The sequence below is a fragment of the Thalassotalea marina genome (assembly GCF_014656435.1).
In the GTDB taxonomy this organism is placed as follows: Bacteria; Pseudomonadota; Gammaproteobacteria; order Enterobacterales; family Alteromonadaceae; genus Thalassotalea_C; species Thalassotalea_C marina.
In genome coordinates this window covers 307,101-320,168 of the sequence record NZ_BNCK01000001.1, presented here as the reverse complement: position 1 = coordinate 320,168, position 13,068 = coordinate 307,101, and the positions used below count along the sequence as shown (strand labels likewise).

The following is a 13,068-nucleotide window of genomic DNA, read 5'->3' as shown; positions in this document are numbered from 1 at the left end:
ATCTTTTATTTAACTATATGATAAAGCACTGACTTTACCTTGTCTTTTTCAATTTTTTATTCACTTTTGCCAGTAAAATGTCAATTTCTTCATGACGATATTTATCGGCCATTGGGCGCGTTTCTCGTGGTTTGGCGTGTTTAGCTTTTTCTAAATGAGCCAGCGCTTGTTGATAGTCGCCTTCATCGTAGAGGTATTCACCATAAAAATAATTAGGATCGATACCTTCTGGGTTAATCGTTAGGGCTTTATTCAACATTTTTTTAGCATCATCGTCATCACCAAACCCCAATGGCCAACCAGGTACTTTATGATAAAGTGTACCCAAACTGGTATAGGCTGATCCCATCAAGGCGTTTTCATCAATTTTCAGCGCATTTTCTAGTGATTTTTTTGCATCTTTTGCTAGTGATAAAGCACCTAAACCACCTTTGGCTCCAGCATAACTCGACGCTATTATCCCCTTCCAGATCCAAGCTTCTGCTCTTTCAGGATAATCTTGAGTGAATTGCTCAGCCTGCTCTAATAAGCTGGCAAAGGCTTTTTTCTGCTCTTTACCTTGTGCCTCATAATTTGTCGCCGCCCAAGTTTGTTGTATTGATAACAACGACGTATCAAAATCTTGTCCCGGCATTGCATAAACCGACGCCGAAAAATACAGAGCACCTGCGGCAATTAAGTTGATCATAGCTTTCATAACTTTTCTCCTTTAGCAAAAGTAAGTATTTCTTTTGTTTGTTTGGTGATGGCTTTGTCGACCACTTCCGGTAATAACCCATTTAATCGCGCAAAAAACTTCTCAGGCCAACCAACTGACTTTCTAGCACTTTGACTTTGAATAAGCTGCCAAAGCGCCTTTGCTACCGTTTCAGGTGAATCTGCACAATTACCTAAGGTAGCATTCATTTCATTGACCGTTGAGGAGTTGATCGAGGTGTTAGTCGCTCTAGGTGCAAAGTAACAAACTCGATGCCCTGAGCCATACAATTCACGCTGTAACGCTTCGGTAAAACCACGTAAGCCAAATTTGCTTGCACAATACAGGGAATAACCTGGATAACCTATGGCGCCAAATGCCGAACCAACATTGATGATAGTGCTCGCAGGTAGTGAGCGTTGCAAAAACAATCTAGTAAAATCGATAGTTGCTAGTAAATTAGTCGTTAGCAGGTATTCGATATCAGTTAAATTTGTATCTGATAACGCTTTAAACTCTGAGACTCCAGCATTGTTAATTAGCATATTCGGGCGAAGACCCGGCATGGAAAAAGCCTGTTCCATCAGCGCAGCTCTATCTTGAGCGTCTGTTAAATCACCGGCAATGGTGTGATGATTTTTGAGTAAACGCTGTTTTAGGTTCGCCAGCTTTTCACTATCTCTACCATGCAAAATTAGCGTTACACCCTGTTGGTCTAACAAGGTGGCAATGGCTTGGCCAATACCACCGGTAGCACCCGTTAATAAACAAATAGTATTAGGCTGCATAGGCTTTCTCCGACAAAAACAGGGCACCTTCATCATCTAACGATCTAAAGATATTGCCGTAAAGTACGTAAAACCGTTTGGCACTTTCCACAATGATATTTTGTTCGTTGATATCGGTGATTTTGTTCATTAAGTCTTCAAAAAACTTAACATGTTCTATATCTAACGCACCATGTGAGCGTAAATAAGAAAAGGCATTATTAGATAACTGTAATTTGTTTTTGATAACATCTGCAGCGTTGCCAGCAAGGGCGATACTAGTGCCTTCCAACACATGAACCATGCCAAAAAATGCTAATGGTGAAACGCGATTAACGCTGTCATAAGCATAAGACACCATCAATTCAGTACTAAATGCTGGCGTACTTTGTCGAATCTGTTCTTTGTCTGCTCCACAAGCGGCAATGTCATTTAAGATCCACTCTTGATGTCCTAGCTCTTCTTCTATGTACTCTGCTACAGCTTCTCTTAACCATTCATGCGACTCAGGAAGTTTTGCACCAACGTTCATCAATAACGGTACTGTGTGTTTAACATGATGATACGCTTGGCTTAAAAACCTAACGTAGTCGTCAACAGATACATTTCCCTCAAAGCAACGTTTAATAATCGGCGAGGCAACTAAGTAGTTTCTTTCTGCAACAGTCTCTTGTTGTAATCGTTCAAATAAGTTCATTAAAGCTCACCTCTATGTTGGCTATTTGATAAAGTTCGTTAATTTCTTGGCTGTAATCTTGATAAATTTTTTGACGTTTGGGTCGACCATTACTGGTTAGTTGTTGCTGCTCAAAGCTCAGTGACTCAGACAACACATGTATACTTTTAATATGCGCATATTCGGGTGTGGATTTATTTACTCGCTCGATAGCGTCATTAATCGTGTGGTATAAAGTATCGGGTTCTCTGGGCAATACGAGGGCAACTAAATAAGGTCTAGCATCACCAAAAACTACCGCTTGTGAAAAAGCTCCCGTTGACATCAACTCAGACTCAATCCACTCAGGCGAAATATTTCTGCCAAAAGAATTAATGATTAAATTAGACGCTCGCCCCGAAATCGTTAATTGACCGTTTGATAACTGACCTAAATCTCCCGTGTTGACTTGTGTTTGATACCAAGTATCTGGTGCCCCCAAATACCCTAAAAAACTATTGCCAGTAACAACCACTTCACCATGGTCAATATTGACGGTTAAATGAGGTAAAATTTGGCCGGTAGATTGTAAATCTGTATGTGCTTTGTCAGATAAAGCGACAACAGAAGCACATTCTGACAGGCCATACCCTTGATAAACCGGTAACCCTATTTGTTGAGCCTGTTGGATTAACTGTGGTGACACTTTACTACCACCCACAGCAATAAACTCAAATGTTGATGGTGCTTGCCACCCAGCCATTGCGGCATGTAAGAAAAACTGTAAAAGCTCGGGCACTAAGATAATACTTGTTGGCGAACTGGCACTAATAGCGCTAAGCAGTTTACTGCTTGACGTAATGACCGCCCCGTTAAAGCCACGCTGTTCGCTGGTTAACACATAAATTGTACCGCCAGCCATTAGAGGCGCATATACACCCGCTACATTTTCTAATAAGGTTGAAAACGATAATAAACAAAAGTGATCTGGTCGTTCTATTCCAATGCGTTCCACTAGTGATTTAGCCACTAGGTACTGATTTTCAATACTTAAACAAACGCCTTTGGGCGAGCCTGTCGAGCCAGAAGTAAAGGTGATCTTACTAGTACCATTTGGGACCAGCTCATGCGCTGTTTGTTCGATCTGTTGATACTGAAAGCAGGGTAATACAAAAGCAGACCAATCACTCGAACACTGGCTTGGCCGTATATAAAGATCAGGTTTTACCTTAGCTATCATGTAATCAATTTGGCTTTTGGAGAAAAAGCTCGGTACGGGCACAAAAATCACTCCCGCTTGTTGACAGGCCAGGTCGATATATATCCACTCAGGTACATTGTCACTTTCTAACAATAACACCTTGGTTTGATGCGATATCAGCCATAGCCTGACTTGTTCAACTTTTTCAAATAACTCACCGTAACTAATTTCGTCAAATGCTGTACGAATGGCTGGCCAGTGAGCAGGTATGTTTGAGATTGCTGATAAAATCATAATTTGCCCGCCATTTTTGAACAGGCATTGTCGATTTTATCTGACAAGCGATGTAGTAGTTTGTGATAAAAACGATTGTTAGCGATCACCTTCATCACATTATTTAAATTAACTGCAACCACCTGCGGGTTAGTTAAATAGTAACTGCCCCAATCGTCTGACTTGTTGGTTAACTTAGTTGCATCAGCATTAGCTAGCTTTTGATAAGCAACACCCGACTTTGCCAAAAGATCTAACACATGTTCTGTGCCACACAGCAATAAAAAGTGTTTACCAAGTAAAAATGAGGTCACCGCGGTCACCATAAAAAGAGGGATAGTGAAGCGATTAGAGTTGCTGTATAAACTGCCAATTTCGACTAACTGCTCTGCTTTGACCTTTTCGTTTTCTATTTGCAAATAGTCGGTTACGGGCAGATCTAAATATTGTTGAATGAAAAATTCTTGGCCAAAACCTCTCATGCCTAATGCCGCTTTAAGCGCATTGTCTTCGATATACAATAGATTAGGCATAGTGACTGAAATATCTGCATTAAAAGACTTTTTGTATCCCGCTTTGATAAAGGCTTCAATTTCAGCTCTTTTAACACCATCACCAATCGCGCAAACATCTAAATCAAACGACATAGTGTCAGCTTTGCTTTGGGTAATTAATTTTTTAGTCTCTACTACATTTTGCATCGCTACTCTCCGACCGCATGCTATAGATTGACTATAAAATTGATTCCTTAACGTAATCTTAAGAAAAGCAATCTTTTGATTTTTTTATTTAGTCGCTGCAATCGTGAGTGAATTTGTTATAGACAACTAACACAAATTAACATACATTTTATATGCATGTTTTATATTTAACGTAATAATGCAGATATCTTTGTTTTGCTCTGCCTAATGCTTGGCTACTTGAAGCAAAAAACATTTAACCTTTAAAAGAAATCAGCAGAGTTTTTCGGAGTGGTTTATGAGCACTAACAATCAAGTTTTACACACGGATGTTGCCATCATAGGTGCAGGCCCTGTGGGACTATTTCAAATATTTGAACTTGGCCTTCACGACCTTTCTGCTATCGTTATTGATGGATTACCATACGTAGGCGGTCAGTGTACAAGTTTATATCCTGAAAAACCCATCTACGATATCCCAGCACTGGTAGGGGCAACGGGGAGAACCACCATTGATAATTTAATAGAACAGTGCAAACCATTTAAGCCCACATATTTATTAGAAAACAAAGTGCATACGCTGATAAAAAATAGCGTTGGTAGCTTTACGTTAGTCACCGATAAAAATAACACCATTCACTGTAACTCTGTGGTTATCGCAACTGGAGCTGGCGCTTTTGAACCGGTAAAACTAAAGGTTAATGGCATTGAGCAATTCGAAGCAAAACAACTTTTTTATCATGTAAAAGACCCGGCAATGTTTAGCGACCAAGATTTAGTGATACTTGGAGGTGGCGACAGTGCCTTTGACTGGGTTGAAAACCTATTACCAATTGCAAATAGTATAGTATTAATTCATCGAAGCCTTAATTTTAGGGCAACCTCAGCAAGCATAAGTAAAATGCATGCAAACTGTGACGCGCTAAAAATGCAGTTTTTATGTGGGCAAGTGATAGACTTTAAAGAATCAAACCACAGATTAACCGCTATCGTTGTGCAATCTAAAGACGGCGTAAAACGCGTTGTATCGCTAGATTCCTTATTGGTCTTTTTTGGATTAAACCCTAAACCCGGTCCAGTAGAACAATGGGGATTAAAAATGCACAACCGCTCAATTGTAGTAGACACTGCAAACTTTGAAAGCTCAGTTGAGGGTATCTACGCCGTAGGTGATGTTAATTATTATCAAGGTAAACGTAAGCTCATACTTAGTGGGTTTCATGAAGCTGCACTAGCCGCTTTTTCAATAAAACAAACACTAAGTGGGGAACAACATGTTGCGACAATATACACAACGACTAATCAAAAAATTGTCGAGCGACTGAAATGACTACACCACTTACTTTGGCTTTTGAAAAGAAAAATACAGCCGTTGAATTACTGTATTAGATAACAAATTTACGGATTATTACTTATGCGATTAGCAAGAAATTTCCAATAACTCAATTAAGTTTTCTCTTTCTAAGCCAATCAAATCATTCAAGGTATACGACTTTAGGACGCCAACAAAAGCATTGGTCGCTTCATGAAGTATGTGTTGCAGTTTACAGGAAGACAAAATGACACACTGAGGGGAATTACAATCGATTACTGTCATTGAGTTTTCTAGCAACAGAACGACCTCACCAATATTAATTTCCTTAGGGTGTTTTTTTAACTCAAACCCTCCCCCCTTTCCTCTATAGGTGCTTATTAGCCCTTCTTTACCAAGTTGATGGACAATTTTGTTGATGATATTACGCGATATATCATACGTCTCACTAATTACAGTAATACTTGCTCTTTCCCCTTTAGGTAATAGAGCAAGATAAACTAATACTCGCAAACCGTAATCTGTATAACGGGTTAATTGCATTTAATATCCTGATTTTTTCTATGTCATTTGCTGCGAAATTTAACATACTTTTTAAATGTACCATAGTAAAGTGATACTCAGTTTAATTACTTGATTAAACTACATTTGAAAACTGAAACATTTTAAATTCCTCTAAACATTGATCACCTTTCACCTCAGCCTATTGCTGAGCGGACGACGTAGATTTACTCTTTAAGCACTAAAGACCTTACTAATGCCTTGTTCAGGCTAACACCTGACTATAATTATTAACATTTATCAAACGACTCTCATTTTCAGTGTCAACTAATTGTTATTTATGACAGTTCCCCTTATCACCGATTCACTTTGCGCTTTTGTCTCTGGCTATTTTTTCGACAATTCTTACCCTAAACTCAAAAAAGATACTTTTAAAATGTACCTTAAACGTTTAACATACATTTGAAATGCACTTTAAATATGGAAAAATTATGATGTCTATGCGGTGTTTGTCATTTTTTGGGTGGGAATTTAGCAATCTCACTAGATTTCTATCGAGCATTAAAAGTGACGGTGTTACGCCAGTACTACTCGCTGAGGTTGAATTATCATCAATGCGAGCTAAAACAAACAATCAGTTGTGCGTTAATTTTTCTTTAATGTTGAGGAGTTAACTCATGAGCTTTATAAAAAAAACATGGTGGGCTCTAGGTGTTATTTGTATAACCTCTTTTGCCATACTGCTGTATTTGGGTGGTGAGATATATCAAAAGGCACCACCTATCCCAGAAAAAGTCTTATCCGACAACGGCACGGTCATTTTTACTAAAAATGATATTGAACGTGGTCAGTTAGTTTGGCGTTCAATGGGTGGGCATCAAGTTGGTTCTATTTGGGGCCATGGTAGCCTGCTCGCTCCCGATTGGAATGCAGATTGGCTGCATCGCGAAGCTATCAATACTATGAATTATTTAGGTTTAGATCAATTTGGTTTAAGTTATGATAAATTGAGCACACCTGAACAATCTTATGTTGAGGGACAGCTAAAACAAAATATACGACTAAACCGCTTCGACGAATCAACCCGAACTTTATATGTTTCCGAACAAAGACACAAAGTAATTCTTGAACAGCAAGATTACTATCAGAAATTGTTTTCAGATCACCCAGATTTTGAAAAGCTTAGGGAGTCCTATGCGATTAAAAATAACCCAGTTAACACTGAAGAACATCGCAGACAATTAACTGCGTTTTTATTTTGGTCAACATGGGCTACTGTAACTAATCGACCGGATAAAGACATTAGCTACACCAGTAATTGGCCTCACGAACCACTTGTTGGCAACGTTCCTACCGGCAATGTATTGGGCTGGTCTCTTTTCTCTGTGGTATTTTTGATAGGAGGAATAGGCGCTTTAGTTTGGTATCACGCTTCACTTAAACATGAGCAACTACCTAAACCATCATTAAGTGATCCGCTGTTATCAATATCGTTAACCCCATCGCAACAAGCAGTTAAAAAATACTTTTTAACTGCCATGCTTTTATTCTTATTACAAATTATTCTAGGCGGTATCACCGCGCACTACGCAGTAGAAGGTCACCATTTTTATGGTTTTGAATTAGCCGAAATTCTACCATACTCAGTGACTCGAACTTGGCACACGCAACTCGCCGTATTTTGGATTGCTACCGCATGGCTAGGCACTGGGCTATTTATTGCTCCTGCGTTATCAGGACATGAACCAAAATATCAAAAATTTGGGGTAAACATTCTTTGGCTTGCTTTATTAATCTTGGTTGTTGGTTCAATGGTAGGCGAATGGGCGGCAGTTCAACAAGCATTCGATTTAGATTTAAGTTACTGGATAGGGCATCAAGGTTATGAATTTGTCGACTTAGGCAGGTTGTGGCAGATCGTTCTACTAACTGGTTTAACTATATGGTTAATTCTTGTAACCAGAGCAATCCTACCTGCGTTAAAACAAAATCACGATCACAAACCTGTCATCTACATTCTATTTCTTTCATCAATCGCCATAGGCCTGTTTTATGCTGCTGGGTTATTCATGGGTAAACATACCCACTTAGCGGTTGCAGAATACTGGCGCTGGTGGGTGGTACATTTATGGGTAGAGGGCTTTTTTGAAACCTTTGCTGCATCTGTTATTGCATTAATGTTTGTCCGTTTGGGCTTAATTAGAGCAGCGTCAGCAAATTCAGCAGTTTTATTTTCAACCGTTATTTTCCTGACGGGGGGAATTTTAGGCACACTTCATCATTTGTATTGGACAGGAACACCAACCTCGATTATTGCATGGGGTGCCAGTTTTTCAGCATTAGAAGTGGTTCCATTAGCACTTATTGGTTATGAGGCGTATGAAAGCTATAAACTATCAAAAGCCTCGGCATGGATGACAAAATATCGATGGGCAGTATTGTTTTTTGTCGCAACAGCATTTTGGAACTTAGTTGGAGCAGGAATGTTAGGTTTCCTCATCAATCCGCCAATATCGCTTTATTACATCCAAGGTTTAAATACTACAGCATTACATGCTCACACCGCTTTTATGGGGGTGTATGGCAATTTAGGTATCGGCTTAATGTTATTTTGTTTAAGAAGTTTAACGGCAAATCAATATTGGAGTGACAAATACCTAAAATTATCTTTTTGGTCACTAAATATTGGACTAGTGATGATGGCCGTTTTGTCTTTACTTCCCATAGGTATCATTCAAATGCTCGCATCTGTTGATGTTGGCTATTGGTACGCTAGATCCCCGGAAGTATTGCATTCTCCATTGGTTGAATCATTAGTATGGTGGCGAGTTCCAGGTGATATTGTGTTTGGCATTGGCGGACTTCTTCTCATTGTTTTTGGATTCAAAGCCATTTGTAAACTCAAAATATATTCTGAAGATGTTGATGAACCAATATCGACAAAACCACATCGTATTGCGGCTAAATAAAGCCAATATTTGATGACTTTTTAACTACTTTTACCAACAAAGGATACCAATATGTTTAATCTATTTAATTCGTCAAAGGATGAAAATAAGCCAGCAATAGATCAGGAAAGCTTACCGCCTAATGTCGAGCACCAAGTAGAAAACGACAACGAAGACAAGGGCAAACCTGTGCATGGAGAAGATGGTGCTTGCTGCGGCGGTTGTGGTGGCCAATAACTGAAAAATAAAATTTAATAACTTTTAAATTACGTGATAGTCAGCCGTCGGATCTTACCTACAGCTGACTACTGCTGATTAACATTATAAATTTTCTTCGGCAAATGATGCCAAGCGGCTTCGAACAACACCGTTAAGATTAACCGTTGTACTACCAGGAAAATCTTTAAAGCGCTCAACAATATAGGTTAAACCCGAAGTTAATGCGGTTAAGTAATTACTGTCAATTTGTGCCAAGTTACCAGAACACACCAGTTTAGTCCCCTCTCCACAGCGGGTGATGATGGTTTTTAACTGAGACGCTGTCAGGTTTTGACATTCATCGAGCAATACAAAGGCATTTTGAATACTTCGACCACGCATAAAGTTAACCGATTTAAACTGAATATTGGCTTTGTCCATGATGTAGTTCATGCTGCCATTCATATTTTCATCTTGTTTATGCAACACTTCTAAAGAGTCGGTAATCGCAGCTAACCACGGTGCCATTTTCTCTTCTTCAGTGCCAGGTAAAAAGCCAATAGATTCTGCAATTTCTGGGGTACTGCGCGTGACAATCACTTTGTCATACAGGCCACGTTCAACCACTAACTCAAGTGCAGAGGCAAGCGCCAGTAAGGTTTTACCGCAACCAGCAGGACCAGTTAAAATGACCAAATCTATCGTTGGATCAAGTAAGGCATCCATCGCCATACCTTGATAAATATTTTTAGGGTGAATGCCCCAAGCTTGTTTTGCCATTAAACGTTCACGGCTGATATCGGCTATCGCCAATCGAGAATCATCCCAACCAACAACTTTACCGGCAAAATGCTCACCTTCGTCTAATAAATATTCATTAATATAGGCGTTAGGTAAAACCCCTTTACTGATGTAATGAGTGGTATTGCGCCCTTCTGATTCACTTTCACAATCTTTAACTTGTTGCCAAAAATCGCCAGAGAATTTGTGATAACCTTTAGTTAAAAACTGAATATCATCAATAAGTTGGTCGGTCCTATAATCCTCAACATGTTTTAATCCAGCACCTTTGGCCTTTAAGCGCATGTTAATGTCTTTGGTCACTAACACCACTTTTTTATTCTTTTTCTCTGCTTGAATATGTAACGCTGTATTTATGATGCGGTTGTCGTTATCGTTAAATGATAGTTTGCCTGCCTTTTGTTCTAAGGTGTAATCATTAAAAATGGACAAAGTTCCAGTTTTTGAAGCATCTTCTCTTTTAGGTAATGGCACACCGGCAAGCACTTCTTCAGGAGTAGCATTAGCTAGCGCATCTTCTAACGCTCGAATAGCAACCCGAGCATCTCGACTAACATCTTTATGGCGATCTTTAATAGAGTCTAATTCTTCTAATACAGTCATCGGAACGATAACATCGTGTTCTTGGAAAGATAAAAAAGCGAAGGGTTCGTGAAGTAAGATGTTAGTATCTAAAATATAAATGGTTTTTTCTTCAGTCATATACACAAAATTCCTCAAAAATAGAAAATTCCTGTGTCAATCAAATTGGCAAGCCCTACCAATTAACGCCGTCAATTTAATCAACCAATACCGTTGAAGTTTGACCCTCCTCGCGTCACTTAATGAATGAAGCCATTCCACTTTGACAGTTTATTAAACCAGTTGCAAGCGGCTTTTTTGTTGTTCCTTATATTGACTATATGTGAAAAAAAACGATAACACCAAATAAAAAAAAAGCTCGGCAACAATATTTGTTACCGAGCTTTTAAACTAAATACTAGTTATTTTTTAATGCTTTAGTTTTGGTAACTAACACCAAAATAAACGGTACGATCTTGTGAGAAGTAATTGTTAGTCGTTTGATATTGTTCATTAAACGCGTTATTGATTTTTGCTTCAATTTTTAACTTATCACTTAATGGATAACTGGCGCCTAAGTTAATTAACTGGTAGCTATCTAGCGTAAGACGAGGCTTACCCCATGGATCATCATAGCGCTTACCCTTATACTGCCATTCAAAGTAAAGATCTGCATCGGCCACTTCTGTAGTAAACTTGTAGTTGGCTAGGTTTTTAGAGCGACGAGCCAATTGTCTATTTTTTGCAACATCTTCGGCATCAATATAACTAACATTTAACTGATGAGTACCGTGACTTGCTGGGTATTTTAAACCAAGCTCTGCACCTTGAATTTCAACTTCTTCAATGTTTGCAGGCGTTGCTAAACCGTCATCTCGTACAGCACCGTCCCACTTGATCAGATTATCAACATCCGTTTGATGCAAATTAAATGAAACAGCCACGTCACTGAACAGAGTTGTAAAGTTTATTTCAACTGTTTCTGATGTTTCAGACAATAGGTCCTGATTGCCAATTGAGCCCCATTTTTCAGGGTAATAAAGGTCGTTAAATGTTGGCGCTTTAAAACCTGTACCTGTTGATACCACAATGCGTGTATCTTCACTGAACTCGTAACCCACACTCGCATTATAAGTTGTTTCAGAATCCACGGTTTCTACGTCGTCATAACGAACAGCCAATTCATAAGTTAGTGCATCTTGGTTATAGACGGTATGGGCAAAATAACCAGAAACATCGCGCTGATTTTGGCTAAACGTATCACTACCTTTTAAACTCTCATCGTAAAAATCAGCGCCTAAGTTTAACTGCCAGTTAGTTGCAAGTTCAGTGTGGTTAACCACCGATAATTGGCTACGACGAGTATCAAATACACTGCCATTAGCCTTTTTGAAGCTATTACCATAGTTAATATTTGATGAACGACTTTGACTTAGCGAAACTTTTGTATTATTGGCTTTGCCGTTAACCGTCGTTGAATAGGCGGCGCCTATATTCCAAAGGTAATTACTTACGTCAGATTTATTTTGGTAGCTACTGTCGTATTCTGTTTCACCTTCTTCCACTTGCGCTAACCAAGTTAACGCCAGAGCATCACTCACTTGTTGCTGACCGTTAATGGCTAGTGACTCATATTTAAAACCATCGTTATCAGTTTCAGCATCATCTTTTACATCGAAACCGTTACTTTCTTCACGGTTAACACTTACGCTGGTAAAACCGTCACCATGATCAATGCCAATACCAGCACCTAATTTGTTATAACCTTCACTACCCACGGTGGCATTAACGAAGTGTTCACCGCCGTCAAGTTTACGGGTAAAAATTTGTACTACACCACCAATAGAGTCTGAACCCCATAGTGCTGCACGAGGCCCTTTAACAATTTCAATTCGCTCAATTAACTCAGGGGCGATTTCATTTAGATTGGTTGAACCCAAAGTGGCAGAGCCGACACGTACACCGTTAACAAGTACTAAAGTATGGTCAGAGTTAGCACCACGCATAAATACCGATGAGTTTTGACCGCGACCACCATTGGCCGCAATATCAATACCAGCGACAGTTGCTAAAACATCTAATACCGATTTAGCTTGAATTTTTTCAATATCAGCACGAGTAATAACCACCTGTGATACAAGTACGTCATCTGCATTTGTCGCTGTGCGGTTGGCTGTAATGGTAATTTGTTCATCAACCTCGGTAGATTGATTAGCAAAAACAGGTTGAGATAAAGAAAGTGCTGCCATTACAGCAGTAGTAATTAAATTGTGTTTCATATGCTCCTCGCTATCAACGCCCACCGCATTGATTAGACAGAATAAAAAGTTAAGGCCGGTCTCCGGGCTGTTGGCAAAGCCAATTTACCGTTGCGGGGGCAGCACTGGATTTTCACCAGTTTCCCTAAGTGTTTAGTCAAGCGTTTATCTGTCAGACATTCACTTGCTAAACTCCTTAACTCGAAAAAATGCTGG

General features: G+C 39.3%; 11 protein-coding genes and 1 riboswitch. Of the genes, 3 read left to right on the top strand and 8 right to left on the bottom strand.

The genetic code is table 11. The features are described from left to right. Positions 1-34: 34 nt before the first annotated feature. Genes IE199_RS01400 through IE199_RS01380 form a run of 5 tightly spaced genes read right to left on the bottom strand, consistent with a single transcriptional unit; the run spans position 35 to position 4,294 of the window. Positions 35-697 (bottom strand): tetratricopeptide repeat protein, encoded by a 663-nt coding sequence (locus IE199_RS01400; protein ID WP_189766928.1) that lies wholly within the window; start codon positions 695-697, stop codon positions 35-37. Continuing rightward, positions 694-1,485 carry an SDR family oxidoreductase gene (locus IE199_RS01395; RefSeq protein WP_189766927.1) on the bottom strand — a complete coding sequence of 264 codons (792 nt, stop codon included), beginning with the start codon at positions 1,483-1,485 and terminating at the stop codon, positions 694-696. Before IE199_RS01395 ends, IE199_RS01400 begins: the two co-directional genes overlap by 4 nt. Continuing rightward, positions 1,475-2,161: an iron-containing redox enzyme family protein gene (locus tag IE199_RS01390; RefSeq protein WP_189766926.1), complete on the bottom strand. Its 687-nt coding sequence runs from the start codon at positions 2,159-2,161 to the stop codon at positions 1,475-1,477. Before IE199_RS01390 ends, IE199_RS01395 begins: the two co-directional genes overlap by 11 nt. Then, positions 2,148-3,614, bottom strand: coding sequence for an AMP-binding protein (locus IE199_RS01385; protein WP_189766925.1), 1,467 nt, complete (start codon positions 3,612-3,614; stop codon positions 2,148-2,150). Before IE199_RS01385 ends, IE199_RS01390 begins: the two co-directional genes overlap by 14 nt. Then, positions 3,611-4,294 (bottom strand): thermostable hemolysin, encoded by a 684-nt coding sequence (locus tag IE199_RS01380; protein ID WP_189766924.1) that lies wholly within the window; start codon positions 4,292-4,294, stop codon positions 3,611-3,613. Before IE199_RS01380 ends, IE199_RS01385 begins: the two co-directional genes overlap by 4 nt. A gap of 277 nt (positions 4,295-4,571) precedes the next feature. Here IE199_RS01380 and IE199_RS01375 point away from each other — a divergent pair, with 277 nt between their 5' ends. After that, the gene (locus tag IE199_RS01375; protein WP_189766923.1) at positions 4,572-5,603 is read left to right on the top strand and encodes an NAD(P)/FAD-dependent oxidoreductase; all 1,032 of its coding nucleotides are present in this window, start codon (positions 4,572-4,574) and stop codon (positions 5,601-5,603) included. A 90-nt stretch (positions 5,604-5,693) separates the two neighbouring features. Here IE199_RS01375 and IE199_RS01370 read toward each other — a convergent pair whose 3' ends face one another. Beyond that, the gene (locus tag IE199_RS01370; protein WP_189766922.1) at positions 5,694-6,128 is read right to left on the bottom strand and encodes an Rrf2 family transcriptional regulator; all 435 of its coding nucleotides are present in this window, start codon (positions 6,126-6,128) and stop codon (positions 5,694-5,696) included. 635 nt (positions 6,129-6,763) lie between these two features. On the opposite strand from IE199_RS01370, the gene IE199_RS01365 reads away from it, so the two are divergent. Together IE199_RS01365 and IE199_RS01360 are read left to right on the top strand one after the other, a co-directional pair. Then, complete coding sequence (locus IE199_RS01365) at positions 6,764-9,055, top strand: nitric-oxide reductase large subunit (RefSeq protein ID WP_189766921.1); 2,292 nt, start codon at positions 6,764-6,766, stop codon at positions 9,053-9,055. 51 nt (positions 9,056-9,106) lie between these two features. Next, the gene (locus IE199_RS01360; RefSeq protein WP_189766920.1) at positions 9,107-9,271 is read left to right on the top strand and encodes a CCGSCS motif protein; all 165 of its coding nucleotides are present in this window, start codon (positions 9,107-9,109) and stop codon (positions 9,269-9,271) included. Positions 9,272-9,355: 84 nt separating this feature from the next. Here the strand turns inward: IE199_RS01360 and IE199_RS01355 are convergent, their stop codons facing one another. Then, positions 9,356-10,735, bottom strand: a complete 1,380-nt coding sequence (locus IE199_RS01355) for a PhoH family protein (RefSeq protein ID WP_189766919.1) — start codon at positions 10,733-10,735, stop codon at positions 9,356-9,358. A gap of 296 nt (positions 10,736-11,031) precedes the next feature. Beyond that, positions 11,032-12,873, bottom strand: coding sequence for a TonB-dependent receptor domain-containing protein (locus IE199_RS01350; protein WP_189766918.1), 1,842 nt, complete (start codon positions 12,871-12,873; stop codon positions 11,032-11,034). A gap of 36 nt (positions 12,874-12,909) precedes the next feature. Beyond that, a riboswitch (cobalamin riboswitch) is annotated at positions 12,910-13,066 on the bottom strand. Positions 13,067-13,068: the final 2 nt, after the last annotated feature.

What these genes read in the sequence shown, in the direction of transcription:
- IE199_RS01400 (WP_189766928.1), bottom strand. Translation starts at nt 697, where the DNA reads ATGAAAGCTATGATCAACTTAATTGCCGCAGGTGCTCTGTATTTTTCG.
- IE199_RS01395 (WP_189766927.1), bottom strand. Translation starts at nt 1,485, where the DNA reads ATGCAGCCTAATACTATTTGTTTATTAACGGGTGCTACCGGTGGTATT.
- IE199_RS01390 (WP_189766926.1), bottom strand. Translation starts at nt 2,161, where the DNA reads ATGAACTTATTTGAACGATTACAACAAGAGACTGTTGCAGAAAGAAAC.
- IE199_RS01385 (WP_189766925.1), bottom strand. Translation starts at nt 3,614, where the DNA reads ATGATTTTATCAGCAATCTCAAACATACCTGCTCACTGGCCAGCCATT.
- IE199_RS01380 (WP_189766924.1), bottom strand. Translation starts at nt 4,294, where the DNA reads ATGCAAAATGTAGTAGAGACTAAAAAATTAATTACCCAAAGCAAAGCT.
- IE199_RS01375 (WP_189766923.1), top strand. Translation starts at nt 4,572, where the DNA reads ATGAGCACTAACAATCAAGTTTTACACACGGATGTTGCCATCATAGGT.
- IE199_RS01370 (WP_189766922.1), bottom strand. Translation starts at nt 6,128, where the DNA reads ATGCAATTAACCCGTTATACAGATTACGGTTTGCGAGTATTAGTTTAT.
- IE199_RS01365 (WP_189766921.1), top strand. Translation starts at nt 6,764, where the DNA reads ATGAGCTTTATAAAAAAAACATGGTGGGCTCTAGGTGTTATTTGTATA.
- IE199_RS01360 (WP_189766920.1), top strand. Translation starts at nt 9,107, where the DNA reads ATGTTTAATCTATTTAATTCGTCAAAGGATGAAAATAAGCCAGCAATA.
- IE199_RS01355 (WP_189766919.1), bottom strand. Translation starts at nt 10,735, where the DNA reads ATGACTGAAGAAAAAACCATTTATATTTTAGATACTAACATCTTACTT.
- IE199_RS01350 (WP_189766918.1), bottom strand. Translation starts at nt 12,873, where the DNA reads ATGAAACACAATTTAATTACTACTGCTGTAATGGCAGCACTTTCTTTA.